Origin of the sequence: Sphingomonas horti (genome assembly GCF_009753715.1) — a bacterium.
GTDB classification, from domain to species: Bacteria; Pseudomonadota; Alphaproteobacteria; order Sphingomonadales; family Sphingomonadaceae; genus Sphingomonas_B; species Sphingomonas_B horti.
The window spans coordinates 65,309-84,260 of record NZ_WQMS01000016.1; the positions used below are offsets into that span (position 1 = coordinate 65,309).

Consider the following 18,952-nt stretch of genomic DNA (forward strand, 5'->3'; position numbering starts at 1 on the left):
ATCCGTTCGTTTGGGCGCACGGACGAGGAGGCGAGTGAGATGACCCTGCAGCAGCAACGCTTTCACCTGACCACCGGCGTCGAGCTGGACGTGACGATGGGCGGCCCCCGGGACAGCGAAGCGCTGATTTTCCTGCACGGCTTTCCCGAATCGCACCGGACCTGGCGGCATCAGCTTGCCGCGCTGTGCGACGATTATTTCGTCGTAGCTCCCGACCAGCGCGGCTACGCGGGGTCGTCGAAGCCGCCGGAGGTCGAGGACTATGCGCCCGAAAAGCCGGTCGCGGACCTGATCGCGCTCGCCGACGCGCTGGAGCTGGAGCGCTTCACGCTGGTCGGGCACGATTGGGGCGGCGCGATCGCGTGGCTGGCCGCGCTGCGCCACCCCGACCGGATCGGCCGGCTGGTCATCGCCAACGCGCCGCATCCGTTCCTCTTCCAGCGCACGCTGATCGACGATCCCGAGCAGCGCGCCGCGTCCCAATATATCCGCACCTTCCGCGACCCGGCGTTCGAGACCAAGCTAGGCGCCACTGGCCTCGAGAAATTCTTTGAGATCAGCTTCATGCGCTCCGCCGACGCGCAGCTTTTGAGCGAAGAGGAAAAGGAAACCTATCTCGACCAGTGGCGCACGCCAGGCGCGTTCACGGCGATGCTGAATTGGTACCGCGCGTCCTCGATCATCGTTCCGGCAACGGACGAGCGGGTCGAGCGTCCGGCCTTCCTGGATGCGCCGTTCCCGTCATTGAAAATGCCGGCGCTGGTGATCTGGGGCATGCGCGACACGGCGCTGCTGCCGGTGCAGCTCGATGGCCTCTCCGCCTTTGTCGACGACCTGACAGTCGACGAAGTGGACGCCGGCCACTTCGTCACCTGGGAAGCGCCCGATGCGGTGAACGCGGCGATCCGGCAGTTCCTGAAGGAAAAGCCGCTGACGCCGGAGCTGCAGATGGACGACGCCTAGCCGATCCGCGCTTCCAGCGCCTTTTTCAGCCGGTCGTGCGCGCTTTTCTTGATCTGGCAGACGCGGGCGGCGCCGACGCCCAGCACCAGGCCGATTTCCTCGAGGTTTAATTCCTCGACATAGTAGAGCTGGATCACCTGCGCCTCGCGCTCCGACAACCGGCCGATCGCCTCGATCAGTGCCTGGCGCAAATCCTCGCTTTCGAGCAGCTCGAACGGGTTCGGATCGTCGCTCATGAACCAGGGATTGTCGTCCGAATAGACGCCGTCGATCGGCTCGAAGCGGATCGGCTGGGCGGCGTCGCGTTCCTGCCGCAGCCGCTCGGTCGGCACGCCCAGCTGGAAGGCAAGCTCCTCGTCGGTCGGCGCGCGGCCGAGCTGGACCGAGAGCGCGGACTCGGCTTCGGCGATCTCGCGGCGGCGGCGCATCGCGCCCCGGGTGATCGTCGCCTGCCGCCTGAGCTCGTCGATCATCGCGCCGCGGATGCGGGTGCCGAGATATTGGGCGAAGGTGACTTGCCCGCGATCCTCGAACGAGCCGGCAGCCTCGACCAGCGCGACCAGGCCGGTCTGCACCAGATCCTCGACCTCAACCGAGCTGGAGACGGAGCCGTGGACGTGCCACGCGATCCGGCGGACCAGCGGCATGTGATCGCGGATCAGCGCCTCGTGCGCCGCCGCGGCGCCGGGCCCGGTGCGCGTATAGGTGGGAGAGGAGAGCGGTTGCGCAGCCATTGTCTTTCTCACGCAGCCAGCCGCTCGGGCGCGCCGATCACGGCAACGACCTCGACGGCCTTGTCTTCGGGGACTTCAAGGAAGCTCATCACCGGCGTGTCAGGCAGCGCGGTGCGCACCAGCTTGCGCACCGCCAGCCGCACCGCGGGCTGGACGACCAGCGCGAACGGCTTGCTTTCGGCGATCAGCGGACGCGCCGCCTGCTGCAGCGCGTCCATGATGCGGCGGCCGAGCTCCGGCTCCACCATGTGGCGATTGGCGGGGTCGGAGCGCACGGCCTGGCCCAGGATCGCTTCGAGACCGCCCTCCAGCGTCATCACGCGGAGCGGCTCGCGCGGACCGCACAGGCGCTGGATGATGAGCGCACCGAGCTCGGGCCGGATCGCTTCCACCAGTTCCTCCGGGTCGAGCGTGCGCTGGGCGGCGATCGCGATCGCGGCGGCGATGCGGCGGAATTCCTTCAGCGAAATGCCTTCGGCAAGCAGCGCGCGCAGCACCTGGGTGAGAGCGGTCAGCGGCACCGGCGCCGGGCAGAGCGAAGCGACCAGCTGCGCGGCCGACTCCTTCAGCCGATCGAGCAGGCTCTGCACTTCGTCCGGGCCGAGCAGCTCGGCCGCATGCGCGCCCAGAACATGGTTCAGGTGCGTGGCGATGACCGTGCCGGAATCGACGACCATATAGCCGGCCGCAGTGGCGGCATCGGCGTCGTTCGGCGAAATCCAGACGGCGTCGAGACCGAAGGTCGGGTCCTTGGCGACCTTGCCCGGCAGGCTCCCGATCGCCTGGCCGGTGTCGAGCGCCAGCATCTCGTCCGGCGATGCCATGTCCTCGCCAACGACGACGCCGCCCACGAGGATGCGGTAATTGTATGGCGCGATCGAGATGTTGTCGCGCACGCGCACCTGCGGCACGACGAAGCCCAGCTCCTTCGACAGCTGGCGGCGAACGCCGGTGATGCGGGCCATCAGCGGCGCGCCCTGGCGTTCGTCGACCAGCGGCACCAGGCCGTAGCCGATCTCCAGATTGACCTGCATCGCGTCCGAGACTTCGGACCAGTCGATGCGGCTGAGGTCGGCGGGCACGTCGTCATTGGCCGGTTCGGGCAGCGCCTCCGCGGCGGCCTTCTTCTTCGCCAGATGCCAGGCACCGAAGCCGGCGATCGCGGCGGCCGGCAGCATCAGCATGTGCGGCATGCCGGGCAGCACGCCCATGATGCCCAGGATCGCGGCGACCGGCGCCCAGGTCCGGGGGGAGGCAAACTGATGGCCGATCTGGCCGGCCAAATCGTGGCTGGAGGCAACGCGGGTAACGATCGCGGCGGCGGCGATCGACAGCAGCAGCGCCGGGATCTGCGCGACCAGCGCGTCGCCGACCGCGAGCAGCACATAGGCCTTGGCCGCTTCGCCGATGCCGAGGCCGTGGCTGGCGACGCCGATGATCAGGCCGCCGATCACGTTGACGCCCAGGATCAGCAGCGCCGCGACGGCGTCGCCCTTCACGAACTTGGACGAACCGTCCATCGAGCCGTAGAAGTCGGCTTCGACCGCCGTCTCGACGCGGCGGGCCTTCGCTTCCTCGGGCGTGATCAGGCCGGAGTTCAGGTCGGCGTCGATCGCCATCTGCTTGCCGGGCAAGGCGTCCAGGGTGAAGCGCGCCGACACTTCGGACACGCGGCCGGCGCCTTTGGTGATCACCACCATGTTGATGATGACCAGGATCGCGAACACCAGCAGGCCGACGACATAGTTGCCGCCGATCAGGAACGCGCCGAACGCCTCGATCACATGGCCGGCGGCGCCCTTGCCTTCATGGCCGTGCACCAGCACGACGCGGGTGGAGGCGACGTTCAGCGACAGGCGGAACAGGGTCGCCAGCAGCAGCACGGTCGGGAAGCTGGAGAAGTCGAGCGGCTTCTCGGCGTTCAGCGCCACCATCAGCACCGCCACCGAGATCATGATGTTCATGATGAAGAACACGTCCAGCAGCGCGGCCGGAATCGGCACGACCATCAGCAGGACGAGGATCAGGATGCCGGCCGGAAGCGCCGCGAGGCGGCCGGCCTTGCCCGCGGCGGCGGGGGTCAGAGCGATCGACGCCACCCGTTACGCCCCCATGCTCGCGAGCAGCATATAAGCGAGCTTCGCATTGTCCGGCGTCGGCCGGAACAGCGAGGCGGGCCGGTCGGCGGACGCCAACAGCTGGTCGAGGGTCGCGACCTCACCCTGATAGTCCCCGCCCTGCTGCCGTTCGAGCATTGCGAGCTGGAACGGGTTCGCCTTGCCGGGCGCGGCAATGGGCGGCAACTCCTTGCCGCCGGCGGCAATCTCGGCGCCGCGCTGCAGCTTGGCAGCGAAACGGTCGTAGATTTCCGAAACCGAGCGGGCCCGGCCGCCTTCGCCGAAGAAGATGTTGCGGTTCGAGGCTGCTGCCGCCGGGAACAGCTGCGCCGCCGCCGCGCCGGGGTTGCCGGCCAGCGTCGACAGGAACTTCTTCGCCCCACCGATCCCCAGGAAATGCGCCATGTAGAGATCGGCGCCGCCGACCTCGCGCCCCAGGCTCGCTTCCAGCTCGGCCTTGTTGTCTGACGCATGCTCCGCCGCCATCAGCGAGGCGACTTCGGGATTGTTGCGCAGCTTCAGGATATAATCGCGGGTCGCGGTGTCCGAGACGTAATAGCGGCCGTTCGCGCCCTGGCTGATCTTGTCCGCCGCCCAGCCGAGGCCGTGCTCCGCGCCGTGCTGCTTGACGGTGCCAAGCCAGCTCTGCTCGACGAACTGGTAGAGGCCCGACGCGCTGCTGGTCGGCGCCTTCGCATCAGGGCGCAGGCTCGACTCCACCTGCGCCTGCCCGAGCAGGTAGGAGAAATCGACGCCTGTCTTCAGGCTCGCCCGCTGGATCGCGGACTGCACTCCCCCGGTCGAAAGCAGCGATTGAAGCGTGGCAACGGTCATTCATGCACCCGGTTCTATTCGGGTGCCGAACTGCAAGGGGTGTGCCAGTTTTAGTTAACTGAAGCCTCTCCCGCTTGCGGGAGAGGGAGGGGCCGCTCGGGAAGCGAATGGGAGGGTGAGGGTCTTCGCCTGTCCACGCTCGCTGCGCTTCGCTCTGCGCCCTCACCCCGCTCGCGCTGCGCGCGAGTCGCCCTCTCCCGCAAGCGGGAGAGGGCTGTCAGTTACGCCACCGCCCGGCTCGGAGCGTAGGCCACCGGCTTGATGCCGGTCAGCGCTTCGAGGCGCTGCTTCACGTTCGCGCTCATCAGGTTGACGTAGACGCGCGCGGTCTCGTTCAGACGCATCGCCTCCTCGGCGAGTACGCGCTCTTCGGCCGAGATCGGGTTGTCGTTGCGCGCGGCGAGCACGCCGATCCGGCCTTCCTTCTCGGCCGTCGCGGCGGCGAGCGCTTCGATGTCGAAGCTCTTCAGCGCGTCGAGCTCGGCCTGCAGCGAGGCGATCACGGCCTTCAGGGCATCGGTGCGGGTCATTTCTTTTCTGCCCATCTCAGTTGCGCCGCGATCATCCGATCGGCGATCTTGGCGGGGACCAGCGGATAGCGCCCTTCCTGGAGCGCTCGCTTGATCTGGTGCACGCGCTCCAGGTCGACGGGCGGCTTCGCGCCAAGCGCCTTTGCGGTTTCCCGCGCGCTCGTTTCCGCGACCGCCGCCGGCTGGGGCGCACGAACGGCTTGCAAAGGCACGACCTTGGTCGTGTCCTGCGGCTCTACGCGAACGCCAGGGACGGTGCCGGGCGTTACGCCGATCGGATCAATCATGCCCGCGTCCTTTCCTCGCTGGAGTGGGGTTCGCTATGATTGAACGGCCGGCTGCGCAGAACCTTTAGGAAAAGTTGCTCACCAGCCCGGAAGTTTCGCCTTGCCGGCCTCGACCGCGATCGCCTGGACCGGAGCCTTGGCGCCATCGACCTTGACCTGCAGCCGCTCGCCGGGCGCCGCGTCGGCCATGGCGACGCCGTCGGCCGAGACGGCAAAGCCGGTGTCGCCGGCCTCCAGCATCACCGGATCGCCGCGTCGGATCACCGGCTCTTCCTTCACCGGCTTCGCGGCCACGGCCTGCTGCACCGCAGGCACGGCAGGAGCGGCGCGGACCGAGACGAAGATGCGCCAGCCCCGCGGGTCGGGGCAGCGGATCACGATCGCGTCATGCGCATCGGTGCGCCAGGTGAACTCCGGGCTCGACCCGCAGGCCGACAGGCGCAGCCGGCGATCGATGGGCGCGATCGGGCCGCCGGGCTCGCCCTGGCGCGCGCCGGCGAAAATCTCGGCAGCGCGGTCGAGCAGCGCCAGGTCGGTCGGCGCGGTCGCGGAGAGGAGGAGGAGAAGCGAGAGCATGATCGGCTCCTTCAGGGATCGTAGGAAATGACGAGCGTCACCCGGCGTGCACCGGGCGCGACGGCGGCGGAGAGCCGAACACGCTCGCGGGGAACGGTGCGGCCCAGAGCGGCCGCGACGGCCTCGGCGCGGCGGCCGGCCAGCGCCATCGCGCTGCCGTCGCTGCGGTCCTCGCTCGAGCCGTCGGCATAGCCGGTCACGATCAGCCGCGTGCGCGGGTCCGCGAGTGCATCGCCGGCCCAGCCGGCGAGTGCCGACGCGTCCTGCGGAAGCTTCGCACGGCCGGGCGCGAAGCCGGTAACCGCGTTCGCCTCGACGGCGAGCGGCGAGGCGCCGACGCCGCCGAACGCCTCGCGGATGCCGGCCTGAATCGCTTCGCGCTCCGGCCGCGGCTTGTGCGAGGTCGCCTGCAGGAACACGAAAAAGCCGACCAGCAGGAGCGAAAGGTCAGCGAGGGTGATCAGCCAGAGCGGCCGCGATGGCGCGAGAACGCGGAGCATCACGCGGCGCGGCTCCGCCGGACCGGCGTCTCGCGCCGGGCAAAGGCGCGGAACGGAGCGATCAGCGCGCGCCGCTCATTCTCTTCCGCGCGTGCGAGGCGGCGCAGGCGCGCCGCGATCGGCGCGGCGACCAGGTTGGCGAACAGCGCGCCGTAGAGCGTCGCCAGCAGGGCCACCGCCATCGCGGCGCCGATCGTCGCCGGATCGTCCATCGACCGGAACATCCGCACCAGGCCGACCAGCGTCCCGACCATGCCCATTGCAGGCGCCGCTTCCGCTGCCGCGGCCCAGAATTCCTGGACAGTGGCATGGCGGTCGAGCCGCGCCTGGCGCAGCCGGTCGAGTAGCTGCTCGACCTCGTCGGCGGTGGCGCCGTCCGTGACTGCCTCGACGCCGCGCGCGACGTCCGGATCCTTCAGCACCTGCGGGTCGATCGCGAGCAGGCTCTTGGCATGGGCGACGCGCTCGGCGCGGGCCAGCTCGGCGCGGGCCCGCCCGAAGTCGAACGGGCGGCGCACCAGCACCGGCAGGCAGCGGAGCGCGTCGACGGTGTCGCCGATCGGCCCGCGCGCAGCCGTCGCCAGCAGCGTGCCGCCGCCGACGATCGCCAGCGCGACCGGATCGTAGAACACGAGCAGGGAAGCCAGGTCGAGGTTCATCGCCTCCGCGTTCAGCAAGACCCGGGCCAATTGCGCGCGGGCGGCAACCGGCCGCGGCAGCGGCAAGGCAGGTTGCCGGGCGGCGGCAAGATGTTGCCGGTTCGCTGCCGCCACCGCGGCCGCGGATGCCTGCCGGCCGGCAATCGCGGAGTTGGCACACCCTTTGCAGATATTCCCGCGCAACATTCGCGAGGGGCCATCATGGCTTTGGGTGACGATCTGTTCGGAGTGCATGGAAAGGCGCTGGCGCTGCGGTCGCAGCGGCTGGGCCTCCTTGCGTCCAACATCGCCAATGCATCGACGCCGGGATACAAGGCGCGCGACATCGACTTTTCGGAAGCGCTCGCCGCGGCCGAGAAGCCGGGCGCATCGGTATCGTCGGCAATCGACGCCGCCACCAAATATCGGGTGCCGCTGCAGCCGTCGCTGGACGGCAACACGGTCGAGCTCAACACCGAGCAGACCGAGTTCGCCGAGAACGCCGTCGCCTACCAGACGACGCTGTCGTTCCTGAACGGCCGCATCCAGACCCTCACGCGCGCGCTGAAGGGCGAATAAGAATGGCGCAGCCGCTCACCATTTTCGACGTCGCCGGGCGGGCCATGTCGGCGCAGCTGGTACGGATGAACACCACCGCGTCAAACCTCGCCAATGCCGGCGGCGTCGCCGGCAGCGAGGCGGATGCCTATCGCTCGATGAAGCCGGTCTTCAAGACCAGCTACGACAAGGCGAGCGGGATGGCGACCGTCGACGTCACGCAGGTCGTGACCGCGGGCCCCGCGCCCACCAAGCGCCACGATCCGAACAACCCGATGGCGAACGCAGACGGCGACGTCTGGGAATCCGCCGTCGACGAGACCCGGGAGATGGTCGACATGCTCGAAACCGCACGGACCTATAAGAACAATGTCGAGGTATTGCAGACGGCCAAGAGCCTGATCCTCGACACGCTGAGGCTCGGCAAATGACCGACGCCGTCAGCTCGTCGTTCGACGACACTCTCGCCAAGCTCGGCATTTCGCGCACCGGCGCCGCCGGCACCCCCAAAGTGCAGACGGCGGACCAGGCGAATGCGCTGGGCCAGGACTCGTTCCTGAAGCTGCTGACCGAGCAGATGAAGAACCAGGACCCGTTCGATCCGGTCAAGAACGAGGACATGGTCGCTCAGATGGCGACCTTCTCCAACGTCGCCGGCATTTCGGAGATGAACAAGACGCTGAAGGAAGTCGCGACCCGGCTCGACGGCGCCAACGCCGCCCAGGCGATCTCCTATGTCGGCAAGACTGTGCTGGTCGAAGGCGACACCGCCTTTCCGAACACCGACGGCTCGCTCGACGCGGTGCTGCCGCTCGCCGACCCGGCCGACGATGTCCAGGTCCAGATCAGCGACAATGCGGGCAACCTGCTGCGCACGATCAATTACGGGGCGCAGGGCGCCGGCGACCTGGCCATCAACTGGGACGGCAAGACCGACGACGGCGGCGCCGCACCGGCCGGTCCGTACAAGATCACGTCCAGCGTGCTTCGAAATGGCACGCGGGTTGCTTCTGCCATCAACGTATGGGCGCCGGTTACCTCGGTCAGCCTGGGTTCGGACGGCGGCGCGCCGGTGCTGAACCTGGCCGGCCTGGGCCCGAAGCCTCTCACCGCCGTCCGCCAGGTCGGCTGAGCTTTTCGTAGGAGTTGAACAATGTCTTTCTACACCTCGCTTTCGGGCCTGCAGGGCGCTCAGACCGAGCTGTCGACGATCGCGCATAACCTCGCGAACGTCAGCACCAACGGCTTCAAGCGCAGCCGCGTCGAGTTCGGCGACGTCATCGCGTCGACCGCGACCAAGAGCCCGAACCAGCTGATCGGCTCCGGCTCCTACGTGAAGAGCATCCGCCAGCAATTCTCGCAGGGAGGGCTGCAGCAGTCGCAGTCGTCGCTCGATCTTGCGATCAGCGGCGAGGGCTTTTTCGTCGTGAAGCCCAATCCGAACACCAGCGAAGTGGCCTTCACTCGCAACGGATCCTTCTCCGTCTCGGCCGACCGGCTCGTCACCGACTCGCAGGGCGCGACCGTGCAGGTCTTCCCGGTGGACGGCAGCGGCACCGTGGTCGCGACCAGCCTTGAGGACACCGTCAGCCTGCGCCTGCCGCAGACCAGCGGCACGCCCAAGGCGACCAAGCAGGCCAAGGTCTCGGTCAACCTGTCGGCCAACGCGCCGATCCCGTCGCAGGACCCGCAATGGACGGCGGCCAGCCCCTATGCGTTCAGCCGCTTCGATCCGGACACGTACAATTTCGCGTCGTCGACCGTGATCTACGACTCGGTCGGCAACCCGAACACGCTGACCAATTACTATGTCCGCCAGACCCAGCCGGGCGGCGCGGTCACGACCAGCGATTGGCTCGTCTACTCTTTCGTCGGCGGCCAGCAGATCTCGGCCGATCCGACCCAGCCGGACCCGCCGGTGCCGCTGACGATGACGTTCGATTCGAACGGCGTCCTTCAGTCGCCGGCCGGCCCGACCACTTTCGCGACCTTCACCCCGCCGAATGCCGCGCCGCAGGACATGACGGTCGACTTCTCGATCGCCACCACGCAGCGCCCCTCGGCTTTCACGATCATCGCCCAGTCGCAGGACGGCGCGCCGATCGGCCAGCTGCAGGGCGTCACGGTAGACGCGAACGGCCTGGTCAAGGCCAGCTTCTCGAACGGCCAGAACGAAGCGCTCGGCAAGATCGTGCTGGCGCAGTTCGCGAACCCGCAGGGTCTGCGCCAGATCGGCAACAGCTACTGGTCGGTCTCCGGCCTGTCCGGTGACGCGACGGTCGGCCAGCCCGGCGAAAGCGGCTTCGGCAACCTGATGGCCGGCGCGATCGAGCGGTCGAACGTCGACATCACCGAAGAGCTGGTCGGCCTGATCGCCGCGCAGCGCAACTTCCAGGCGAATGCGAAGGCGATCGATACCGCCACGCAGCTCAGCCAGACGATCATCAACATCCGCAGCTAATGAGCGAGGGCCTGGGGGCGATCGATGGATAGACTGGTCTATACCGCCTATTCCGGCATGCGGGGCCGCATGGCCGCGCAGGCGTCGATCGCCAACAACATGGCGAACGCGTCGACGGTCGGCTTTCGCGCGGACAGCTTCAACTTCGAGCAGCTGGCGCTGAAGGGCACCGGCTTCGACTCGCGGGCGCTGACCTCGGAAGAAGTCGTCGACGCGGACCGCAAGGCGGGCCCGGTCGTCTCGACCGGCCGCGACCTTGACGTCGCGATCAACGGCGATGCGTGGATGGCGGTCCAGGCCGCCGATGGCGAGGAAGCCTATACAAGGCGGGGCGATCTGACGATCGCGGCTTCGGGCGTGCTGCAGACCGGCGACGGCTTTCCCGTCATCGGCAACAGCGGCCCGATCACGATCCCGCCGGCGCAGAAAGTGACGATCGCCGACGACGGATCGGTCCTGATCGTGCCGCCCGGCGGCGACCTCGACAAGCCGCAGGTGCTCGACCGGCTGAAGCTGGTCGACCCCAAGGGCAGCGTCACGCTGAAGGGCATGGATAACCTGCTGCGCGTCAAGGATGGCGGGACGCTTCCAGCCAATCTCGACGCGACCGTGAAGTCGGGCTCGCTCGAGCAGTCGAACGTCAACGTCACCGAGACGCTGATCCAGATGATCGAGAACCAGCGCAGCTACGAAGTGCAAGCCAAGATGCTCTCGACCGCCAAGGACATGGACGATGGCGGCGCATCCCTGATGCGCCTGCCGTGAAAGGATTGATGCAATGACCAGCGCAGCGATGCACATCGCCCGCACGGGCCTCGACGCTCAGAACGAGCGGATGCGCGTGATTTCGAACAACCTGGCGAACGTCAACACGACCGGGTTCAAGCGCGACCGCGCCTCGTTCGAGACCCTCGCCTACCAGACCGTGACCGCGAATGGCGCGCCGAGCACGGCGGAGACGAAGTACGCGACCGGCCTCAACCTCGGCACTGGCGTGCGTGTCCAGGGCACGGCGCGGATCGATACCCAGGGATCGCTCCAGACCACCGGCAACTCGCTGGACCTGGCGCTGGACGGCAGCGGCTATTTCCAGGTGCAGATGCCCGGCGGCCAGATCGGTTATACGCGCGCCGGCAACTTCACGCGCTCGCCCGAAGGCCTGCTGGTCACCAGCGAAGGCTATCAGGTGCAGCCGGGGATCACGGTTCCGGAAGGGACGACGTCGATCACGATCGGCACCGACGGCACCGTCTCGGCGACCGTGCAGGGCCAGACCGCGCCGACCGAGATCGGCCAGATCCAGATCGCGACCTTCCCCAACGCTGCCGGCCTGCAGCCGCTCGGGCAGAATTTCCTGACCGAGACCGCCGCCAGCGGCGCGCCCAATATCGGCGTCGCCGGGCAGGACGGGCGCGGCTCGATCCGCCAGGGCATGCTCGAAGGCTCGAACGTCAATGTCGTCGAGGAGCTGGTCGACATGATCGAGACCCAGCGCGCCTATGAGGTCAACTCGAAGATGATCTCGGCCACCGACCAGATGCTGCAATATGCCAACCAGAACCTGTAACATGCGGTCAGGCGCAAAGCTGCGCTCCGGCGAAGGCTGGAGCCTTGCCCGCACCGCTCCGGCTTTCGCCGGAGCACTAGTCGCTTTGGCCTTTGCCGCGTCCCCCGCGCTCGCGCGCAAGAAGCCGAAGATCGACTATGCCCCGGTGCTGCCGGTCGCGCCGCCGCCCCCGGCGGCGAACGGCGCGATCTTCCAGGCCTCGAACGGCTATGCCGCGCTGTATGAAGGCCCGCGCGCGCGCCGCGTCGGCGATCCGCTGACGATCGTGCTCGCGGAGCGCACCGTCGCCCAGAAGGACGTCGGCTCCAAGTCCGGCCGCGACGGCAATATCGGGCTGACCCCGCCCTCGGCGGGTCCGCTGTCGCTGTTCAGCCCCGCGGAAGCGGCGGCGAGCGGCACCCAGGCCTTCAAGGGCGCGGGCAGCGCGAGCCAGTCGAACATGCTGTCGGGCGAGATCAGCGTGACCGTCGCCGAAGTCTATCCGAACGGCACGATGCTGGTGCGCGGACAGAAGCAGCTGCAGCTGAACCGCGGCGACGAATATGTCCAGATCCAGGGCATCGTGCGCATCGCCGACATCGATTTCGACAACCGTGTCCTCTCCACGCGCGTGGCGGACGCGAAGATCAGCTACACCGGCCGCGGCGACCTCCAGCGCCAGGCCCGGCCCGGCTGGCTGCAGCGCTTCTTCTCGCTGGTCAGCCCCTTCTAGGATTTCGTGATGATCCGCTTCCTGATCGCCTTTTTCGCGCTGCTCGCCGTCCCCGCTCATGCCGAGCGGATCAAGGACCTGGGCTCGTTCGCGGGCGTCCGCCCGAACCAGCTGGTCGGTTACGGCATCGTGGTCGGCCTGGCCGGCACCGGCGACGACAATCTGGAATATACGGTCCAGTCGATGAAAGGCGTCGCCTCGCGGTTCGGGTTGAACCTGCCGGCCGGCATCAATCCTGGCCTGAAGAACGCGGCGGCGGTGATGGTGACGGCGGAGTTGCCGGCCTTCGCGAAGCCCGGCCAGCGCATCGACGTGACGGTGGCGGCGATCGGCAAGGCCAAGTCGCTGCGGGGCGGCAGCCTGCTGATGGTGCCCTTGCAGGGCGCGGACGGCCAGATCTATGCGATGGCGCAGGGTTCGCTGGCGGTCGGCGGCCTGGGCGCCGAAGGCGCCGACGGGTCCAAGGTGATCGTCAACGTGCCCTCCACCGGGCGCATCCCCGACGGCGCCACCGTCGAGCGTGCGGTCGACACCGGCTTCGCGACCAGCGAGGAGTTGCGCTTCAACCTGCAGAAGGCCGACTTCACCACGTCCGAGCGCGTCGCCCAGGCGATCAACGCCCGCCTCGGCGCCGGCACCGCGCGCACCATCGACGGCGTGTCGATCGGCATCAAGGCGCCGCAGGGCGCCGAGGTCCGCACTGCGCTGATGAGCGACATCGAGAACCTGACCGTGGTGTCGGCCGAGCCGCCGGCGAAGGTGATCGTCAACGCCCGTACCGGCACCGTCGTCATCAACTCGGCGGTCCGCGTCGGGCCGGCGGCGGTGACGCACGGGCGCCTGACCGTCCGCATCGACGAGGCCCCGCGCGTGGTCCAGCCGCGGCCGCTGTCCAACGGCACCACTGCCGTCGAGCAGCAGAGCAATGTCGAGGTCGAGGAAAAGGCAAACCCGATGTTCATGCTCGCACCCGGGCCGAAGCTGGCCGACATCGTGAAAGCGGTGAACGGCATCGGCGCCAGCCCGGCCGACCTGGTCGCGATCCTCGAGGCGCTGAAGGAAGCAGGCGCCTTGAAAGCCGAGCTGATCGTGCTGTGAGCGATCTTCCGCCCCTCACGCCGCCGATCGTCGGCGGCCCCAGCGTCGCCGCCGACACCAGTCGGCTGGCGACAAAGGACAATCTGGCCAAGGCCGCCGCGCAGTTCGAGGCGGTGTTCATCAACCAGATGCTGAAGGCCGCGCGTGCCGCGAAGCTCGACGACGGGCTGTTCGACAGCGACGCGGTCGATCAGTTCCGCGACATGCAGGACGCTAAGCTTTCCGAAACCATCGCGCTTCATACCCCGATGGGGATCGGCAAGGCCCTGACCGAATTCCTGGCCCGCAACCGGCCTGACCTGAAGGGCGGGGACGCGAACGCGACAGGCGGAGAAGCGAAATGAGCGACCTGCTCTCGATCGGCTCGACCAGCGTGCGCGCCTATCAGACGGCGCTGAACGTCGTCGGCGAAAACATCGCTAATGCGAGCACCAAGGGCTATGTCCGCCGCGAAGCGCAGCTGACCGAGATTTCGGGCGGCGCCGGCCGCTACATCCTGCTCTCCAACCTGACCGTCGGCAGCGGCGTTGCGGCGAACACGGTCGGCCGCAACTGGGACGCGTTCCGCGCCGCCGACATGCGCAACGCGACGGCGGAATCCGGCCGCACCGGCTCGACGATCGTCTGGCTGGAGCGGATCGAGAACACGCTGAACACAGCCGGCATTTCGGCGGCGATGACCAAATTCTTCAACGCGGGCCAGGCGATCGCGGCCGATCCGACCGGATCCGCCCCGCGCACCGGCTATCTCGATGCCGCCTATGGCGTGTCCGCGGCCTTTTTGACCAGCGCCGACGGGCTCGCCGCCATCGACGGCGACCTGCGCGCCTCGGCCAAGCTTGCGGTCGAGCAGCTGAATGGCCTCGCCGCCGGTCTGGTCGAGGCCAATGCCGGGCTCGTCAAGGCGCGCGACGGCAGCAACGAGCAGGCGCAGCTGCTGGACCAGCGCGACCGGCTGATCGACCAGATGAGTCAGCTCGCCTCGCTCAGCGTCACCACCGACGAGCGCGGCGTCGCGACGGTCAAGCTCAATGACGCGAGCGGGCCGACGATGGTCGCGGGCGTATCGAGCAGGCCGCTCGACGTCGCGTTCAACACGTCGGGCACGATGGCGCTGACGCTGGATCCGAACGGCACGCCCGAGCCGGTGCCGCTGAAGGGCGGCTCGCTCGCCGGCTTCATGGAAGCCGCGAACCGCGTGTCCGACATGCGGCTGCAGCTCACTAACCTCGCCCAGTCCTTCGCGGACGGCGTCAACCAGGTCCAGGCGGGCGGCGTCGATCTCGACGGCCAGCCGGGCGCGGCGCTGTTCGACGCCAGCTCGGGCGACGGCAAGCTCGCCGTCAACACGCTCTCGGGCCGCCAGATTGCGGCGGCGCGTCCGTGGACGGTTGGTGCGACCGCGGGCAACGCCGGCGCGGCGACGCTCAGCATCCAGACCAACGGCACGCCGCTGGCTTCGACCCGCATCTCGATCAGCGGCGGCGTGCTGACCGCGACCGATCCGGTGACCAACAGCGTGATCGGCACCGCGCCCTATACGCCCGGCACGCCGGTCACATTGGCCGGCCTCGACATCACCGTGAACGGCAGCGCCGCCGACGGCGACAGCTTCACGGTCGGCGCGACCAGGCCCGGTAGCCGCGACAACGGCAATCTCGCCGCGCTCGACGAGCTGCGCAAGAGCGGTCAGTTCGAAGCGACCTCGAACGAGATGGTCTCGTCGAACGCTTCCGCCCTATCGGCGAAACGCCAGGTGGCGGACGCGCAGAACGCGATCCTGGAAGGCGCGACCGCGGCGCGGGACGCCGTGACCGGCGTCAACCTGGACCAGGAAGCGGTCGACCTGATGCGCTTCCAGCAAGCCTATCAGGCGTCGAGCCGCATCATCCAGGTCTCGCGCGACATCTTCCAGTCGATCCTGGACGCGGTGAACTAAGGGACGAGAGCCATGAAGATCGGCACCGCCTATTTCTTCGACTCGCGCAATCGCCAGATGGGCGACCTGTCCGGGCTTGCCGCGAAGCTGCAGGAGCAGATCGCGACCGGAAAGCGCATCCTTGCGCCTTCCGACGATCCGATCGTCTCGGCGCGCCTCGCGCGCATGTCCGGTACCGCGGCCGACCAGAGCCAGTTCGCGAGCAACGTGAAGCTTGCCCAGGGCCTGCTCGGCCAGACCGACACCGCGCTGGAAAGCGTTTCGAACGACTTGCAGCGGGTCCAGGAACTGCTCATCCGCGCCGGAAGCGACACGCTGAACGACGACAATCGCGCCGCGCTCGCCGCCGAGCTCAAGTCGATCGCCGACAATCTCTACGCCACCGCCAACACTACCGACGTGCGCGGCACCGCCCTGTTCGGCGGCAGCGGGGCCGGCCCGGCCTATACGCGCGCGGCCGACGGCACCGTGTCCTTCGCCGGCGAAGGCGAAGCGCCGCCGATACCGGTCGGCGAGGGCATCACCGTGCAAGCGACCGACAGCGGCCAGCGCATCTTCGGCGGCATCCAGGTGGGCGGCACCGCCAAGGACGTGTTCAAGATTGTCTCCGACCTTGCCGCGGCGCTGGACCTCGGCGGCAGCGCGACGCCGGCCGACCGCAAGCAGGCGCTCGCCGATGCCAGCGACGGCCTCTCCCAGGCGATGCAGAACGTGACCACCGCGCGCGCCTCGATCGGCGCTCGCGGCGCACGGCTCGACATCCAGGCCGACAGCCTCGCCAAGGCAGCCAACAATTACGACATCGAGCGCGGCAATCTGGAAGGAGTCGACGTCCAGGCGGCGATCACCGATCTGCAGAAGACCATGCTCACGCTGCAGGCGACGCAGTCGAGCTTCACCATGCTCAGCCGCCTCAGCCTGTTCGACTATATCCGGTAGGCGCGTCCCTCTCCCGCGTCGCGGGGGAGGGAAATTCGACGCCTTACCGGACCTTTAACCAACAATATTCCTCAAACTTCCAGCCCTGCTGCCGTCTTAGGACTCGAGCGCGGGCGCATCCGCGAAGTTTTGTTTCTGGGGAGGCGGCGAAGGCCCGATGTTTCCTGCGATCGGTCTTGTCGTCCTCCTGGTCATGGTGTTCGGCGGCTTTGCCTTTACCGGCGGCGCCCTCGGCCCTGTGCTTGAGGCACTTCCGCACGAAATGATCATCATCGGCGGCGCCGCGGTCGGCTCGCTGATCATCGGCAATTCGGGCAAGCAGCTGAAGGCGCTGGGCGCGGGCCTGGGCAAGGCGTTCAAGGGTCCGAGCTATACCAAGAAGGATTTCCTGGACGTCATCTTCCTGGTCTCGCGCTTGATGAAGATGCTGCGCGTCGAAGGCCCGATCGCGCTGGAGCCGCACGTCGAGGACCCGAAGTCGAGCGCGATCTTCGCCGAGTTTCCCAAGCTGTTGAAGGATACGACGTTGGTCCACCTGATCGCAGACACGCTGCGGCTGGTCGTGGTCTCGTCGGGCACGCTGGATGTGCACGCGGTCGAGGAAGTCGTCGACAACAGCATCAAGACTCACCACCACGAGACGCTGCACCCGGCCAACCAGCTTCAGGGCCTGGCCGACGCGCTGCCGGCGCTCGGCATCGTCGCCGCCGTGCTGGGCGTGGTGAAGACGATGGGCTCGATCGACAAGCCGCCTGCGATCCTGGGCGCGATGATCGGCTCGGCGCTGGTCGGCACCTTTCTGGGCGTGCTGCTCGCCTATGGCCTGGTCGGTCCGCTGGCGAGCCGGCTGAAGGCGGTGCTGGAGGAGGATGCCGCGATCTACCAGACGGTGAAGCAGATCATCATCGCGTCGCTGCACGGCCATCCGCAGCCTCTGGTCATCGAGGCGGCACGGTCCGGCATCGTCCATGCGAAGCAGCCGAGCTTCGCCGAAGTCTTCGACGGCCTGCGCGGCAAGTAAGATGGCGAAGCGGATCACCGTCCCGGCCCGTGCCGGCTCGAACGAGCCGCCGAAGATCATCGTCAAGAAGATCGTCGGCGACGACCATGGCGGCCATCACGGCGGCGCCTGGAAAGTCGCCTATGCCGATTTCGTGACCGCGATGATGGCGTTCTTCCTGCTGATGTGGCTGCTCGGCGCGACCACCGAGAAGCAGCGCAAGTCGATCGCCGACTATTTCTCGCCGACCCTGGTCGAGACCAAGCGGGAAAGCGCGGGCTCGAACGGCCTGCTCGGCGGGTCGTCGCTGATGGACAAGGACGCCTATCCGTTCAAGGCGGCGCAGACCGGCACCCGCGCGCTGACCGTTCCGCTGGACGCCACCGGCGGCGCCAAGGAAGGCCAGGGCAACAAGCTGCGCAACGAGGATGTCGAGAATTTCAAGCGGCTGAGCCACCGGCTGCAAAGCCAGCTAGGCGCCGATCCGCGTTTCCGGAAGATCGCCAGCCATGTCCGCTTCACCCCCACTCGCGAGGGCCTGCGCATCGATCTGATCGACGATGCCGATTATTCGATGTTCGCGCTGGGCACGACTGCGCTGAATCCGGAAGCGGCCGATTTGATCGACACGGTCGCGAAGGGAATCTCGTCGATGCCGAACCAGGTTTCGATCCGCGGCCATACCGACAGCCTGGGCTATGGCGATCCGCGGTCGATGAACAACTGGATGCTGTCGAGCGGCCGCGCCGAAGCGACCCGGCGCCGGCTGGCAATGGGCAGCGTCCTGGAGCGCCGCTTCGAGCGGATCGAAGGCGTGGCCGACCGCGATCCCTATATCGAGAAGAACCCCGCCGATCCGCGCAACCGGCGCGTCTCGATCACCTTGCTCTACCGGGGCGTGCACCAGCAATAGCCGATGGCAAGAGGCCGGAGCGTTGCCGCCCCGGCCTCCGTCCCCTCGTTACGCCACCGGAGGGGAAAGCTGTCGCTGCCGATCAGCAGCGGTCGCCGCTGCGGTCGATCGCGCGTCCCGCCAGCGCCCCGACGCCCGCGCCGACGATCGCGCCCGCGGTGCCGTCGCCGTGACGGCCGACCGCGGCGTCGCCCAGCAAGCCGCCGACGATCGCGCCGAGGACCGTGCCGGTGGTGCCGCTGCCGCGGCAGCGATAGGCATAGCTGTGGCGGCCATAATAGCTGCGGTTGCCGTAATAGCCGTTGCCGTAGCGGTTCCCGTAGTAACGGTTGCCGTAATAGCCGTTGCCGTAGCGGCTGTCGTAATAGCCGCGATTGCCGTTATAGCCGTTCCCGTAATGGCCGCGGCTGCTGTAGCCGCCATAGTACTGGGCATTGGCGGGTGCGGCAGCGAACGCGCCGCCCGCGACGGTTGCTAGCGCCGCGCCGATCAGGCCGATCTTCTTCATCATCGTCAATCTCCTTCGTCAGCGGCGCCCCTGCGCCCTCACGTCGGAGATGGTTATGACCTGATTCGCTTGAGGGCA

23 protein-coding genes are annotated in these 18,952 nt (G+C 68.0%); 14 read left to right on the forward strand and 9 right to left on the reverse strand.

Going from position 1 to position 18,952, the window contains the following annotated elements:
• Positions 1 to 39 precede the first annotated feature (39 nt).
• The gene (locus GON01_RS13100) at positions 40 to 963 is read left to right on the forward strand and encodes an alpha/beta fold hydrolase (RefSeq protein ID WP_157027835.1); all 924 of its coding nucleotides are present in this window, start codon (positions 40 to 42) and stop codon (positions 961 to 963) included.
• On the opposite strand, the gene GON01_RS13105 is transcribed toward GON01_RS13100, so the two are convergent.
• From GON01_RS13105 to GON01_RS13140, 8 genes are all read right to left on the reverse strand, one after another.
• On the reverse strand, positions 960 to 1,697 hold the full coding sequence (locus GON01_RS13105) for a sigma-70 family RNA polymerase sigma factor (protein ID WP_157027836.1): 738 nt from the start codon (positions 1,695 to 1,697) through the stop codon (positions 960 to 962). The genes GON01_RS13100 and GON01_RS13105 overlap by 4 nt on opposite strands.
• 8 nt (positions 1,698 to 1,705) lie before the next feature.
• Positions 1,706 to 3,796, reverse strand: coding sequence for a flagellar biosynthesis protein FlhA (flhA, locus tag GON01_RS13110; RefSeq protein ID WP_408640926.1), 2,091 nt, complete (start codon positions 3,794 to 3,796; stop codon positions 1,706 to 1,708).
• 3 nt (positions 3,797 to 3,799) lie between these two features.
• A complete protein-coding gene (locus GON01_RS13115) occupies positions 3,800 to 4,648 on the reverse strand; it encodes a lytic transglycosylase domain-containing protein (RefSeq protein WP_157027837.1) in 849 nt (282 codons plus the stop codon).
• Between the two features lie 221 nt (positions 4,649 to 4,869).
• Positions 4,870 to 5,178, reverse strand: a complete 309-nt coding sequence (locus GON01_RS13120) for a flagellar protein FlgN (protein WP_157027838.1) — start codon at positions 5,176 to 5,178, stop codon at positions 4,870 to 4,872.
• Positions 5,175 to 5,465, reverse strand: coding sequence for a flagellar biosynthesis anti-sigma factor FlgM (locus GON01_RS13125; RefSeq protein WP_157027839.1), 291 nt, complete (start codon positions 5,463 to 5,465; stop codon positions 5,175 to 5,177). Before GON01_RS13125 ends, GON01_RS13120 begins: the two co-directional genes overlap by 4 nt.
• A gap of 78 nt (positions 5,466 to 5,543) precedes the next feature.
• Positions 5,544 to 6,041, reverse strand: a complete 498-nt coding sequence (locus GON01_RS13130; protein ID WP_157027840.1) for a flagella basal body P-ring formation protein FlgA — start codon at positions 6,039 to 6,041, stop codon at positions 5,544 to 5,546.
• A gap of 11 nt (positions 6,042 to 6,052) precedes the next feature.
• On the reverse strand, positions 6,053 to 6,541 hold the full coding sequence (locus GON01_RS13135) for an OmpA family protein (RefSeq protein ID WP_157028233.1): 489 nt from the start codon (positions 6,539 to 6,541) through the stop codon (positions 6,053 to 6,055).
• Complete coding sequence (locus GON01_RS13140) at positions 6,541 to 7,314, reverse strand: motility protein A (protein ID WP_332308486.1); 774 nt, start codon at positions 7,312 to 7,314, stop codon at positions 6,541 to 6,543. The genes GON01_RS13135 and GON01_RS13140 overlap by 1 nt, the downstream gene beginning before the upstream one ends.
• Positions 7,315 to 7,401: 87 nt before the next feature.
• Between GON01_RS13140 and flgB the strand changes: the two genes are divergently transcribed.
• The 13 genes from flgB to GON01_RS13205 all read left to right on the forward strand — a co-directional run bounded on the left by flgB (position 7,402) and on the right by GON01_RS13205 (position 18,366).
• Entirely contained in the window at positions 7,402 to 7,758 is a 357-nt protein-coding gene (flgB, locus tag GON01_RS13145) for a flagellar basal body rod protein FlgB (protein WP_157027841.1), read from the forward strand.
• 2 nt (positions 7,759 to 7,760) lie between these two features.
• On the forward strand, positions 7,761 to 8,168 hold the full coding sequence (flgC, locus tag GON01_RS13150) for a flagellar basal body rod protein FlgC (protein ID WP_157027842.1): 408 nt from the start codon (positions 7,761 to 7,763) through the stop codon (positions 8,166 to 8,168).
• Positions 8,165 to 8,869, forward strand: a complete 705-nt coding sequence (locus tag GON01_RS13155; RefSeq protein ID WP_157027843.1) for a flagellar hook assembly protein FlgD — start codon at positions 8,165 to 8,167, stop codon at positions 8,867 to 8,869. The genes flgC and GON01_RS13155 overlap by 4 nt, the downstream gene beginning before the upstream one ends.
• A gap of 21 nt (positions 8,870 to 8,890) precedes the next feature.
• Entirely contained in the window at positions 8,891 to 10,198 is a 1,308-nt protein-coding gene (locus tag GON01_RS13160; protein ID WP_157027844.1) for a flagellar hook protein FlgE, read from the forward strand.
• Between the two features lie 24 nt (positions 10,199 to 10,222).
• A complete protein-coding gene (gene flgF, locus GON01_RS13165; RefSeq protein WP_157027845.1) occupies positions 10,223 to 10,963 on the forward strand; it encodes a flagellar basal-body rod protein FlgF in 741 nt (246 codons plus the stop codon).
• Positions 10,964 to 10,976: 13 nt separating this feature from the next.
• Positions 10,977 to 11,765, forward strand: coding sequence for a flagellar basal-body rod protein FlgG (flgG, locus tag GON01_RS13170; protein ID WP_157027846.1), 789 nt, complete (start codon positions 10,977 to 10,979; stop codon positions 11,763 to 11,765).
• A 1-nt stretch (position 11,766) separates the two neighbouring features.
• The gene (locus GON01_RS13175) at positions 11,767 to 12,477 is read left to right on the forward strand and encodes a flagellar basal body L-ring protein FlgH (RefSeq protein WP_157027847.1); all 711 of its coding nucleotides are present in this window, start codon (positions 11,767 to 11,769) and stop codon (positions 12,475 to 12,477) included.
• A gap of 9 nt (positions 12,478 to 12,486) precedes the next feature.
• Positions 12,487 to 13,575 (forward strand): flagellar basal body P-ring protein FlgI, encoded by a 1,089-nt coding sequence (locus GON01_RS13180; RefSeq protein WP_157027848.1) that lies wholly within the window; start codon positions 12,487 to 12,489, stop codon positions 13,573 to 13,575.
• Positions 13,572 to 13,919, forward strand: coding sequence for a rod-binding protein (locus GON01_RS13185; RefSeq protein ID WP_309503259.1), 348 nt, complete (start codon positions 13,572 to 13,574; stop codon positions 13,917 to 13,919). Before GON01_RS13180 ends, GON01_RS13185 begins: the two co-directional genes overlap by 4 nt.
• Positions 13,916 to 15,514, forward strand: coding sequence for a flagellar hook-associated protein FlgK (locus GON01_RS13190; RefSeq protein WP_157028236.1), 1,599 nt, complete (start codon positions 13,916 to 13,918; stop codon positions 15,512 to 15,514). The genes GON01_RS13185 and GON01_RS13190 overlap by 4 nt, the downstream gene beginning before the upstream one ends.
• Before the next feature lie 12 nt (positions 15,515 to 15,526).
• Positions 15,527 to 16,453, forward strand: a complete 927-nt coding sequence (flgL, locus tag GON01_RS13195) for a flagellar hook-associated protein FlgL (RefSeq protein ID WP_157027849.1) — start codon at positions 15,527 to 15,529, stop codon at positions 16,451 to 16,453.
• A gap of 157 nt (positions 16,454 to 16,610) precedes the next feature.
• Entirely contained in the window at positions 16,611 to 17,474 is an 864-nt protein-coding gene (gene motA / locus GON01_RS13200) for a flagellar motor stator protein MotA (protein ID WP_157027850.1), read from the forward strand.
• A gap of 1 nt (position 17,475) precedes the next feature.
• Complete coding sequence (locus GON01_RS13205; protein WP_157027851.1) at positions 17,476 to 18,366, forward strand: flagellar motor protein MotB; 891 nt, start codon at positions 17,476 to 17,478, stop codon at positions 18,364 to 18,366.
• An 82-nt stretch (positions 18,367 to 18,448) separates the two neighbouring features.
• Here the strand turns inward: GON01_RS13205 and GON01_RS13210 are convergent, their stop codons facing one another.
• A complete protein-coding gene (locus tag GON01_RS13210) occupies positions 18,449 to 18,877 on the reverse strand; it encodes a glycine zipper domain-containing protein (protein WP_408640927.1) in 429 nt (142 codons plus the stop codon).
• Between the last annotated feature and the right edge of the window lie 75 nt (positions 18,878 to 18,952).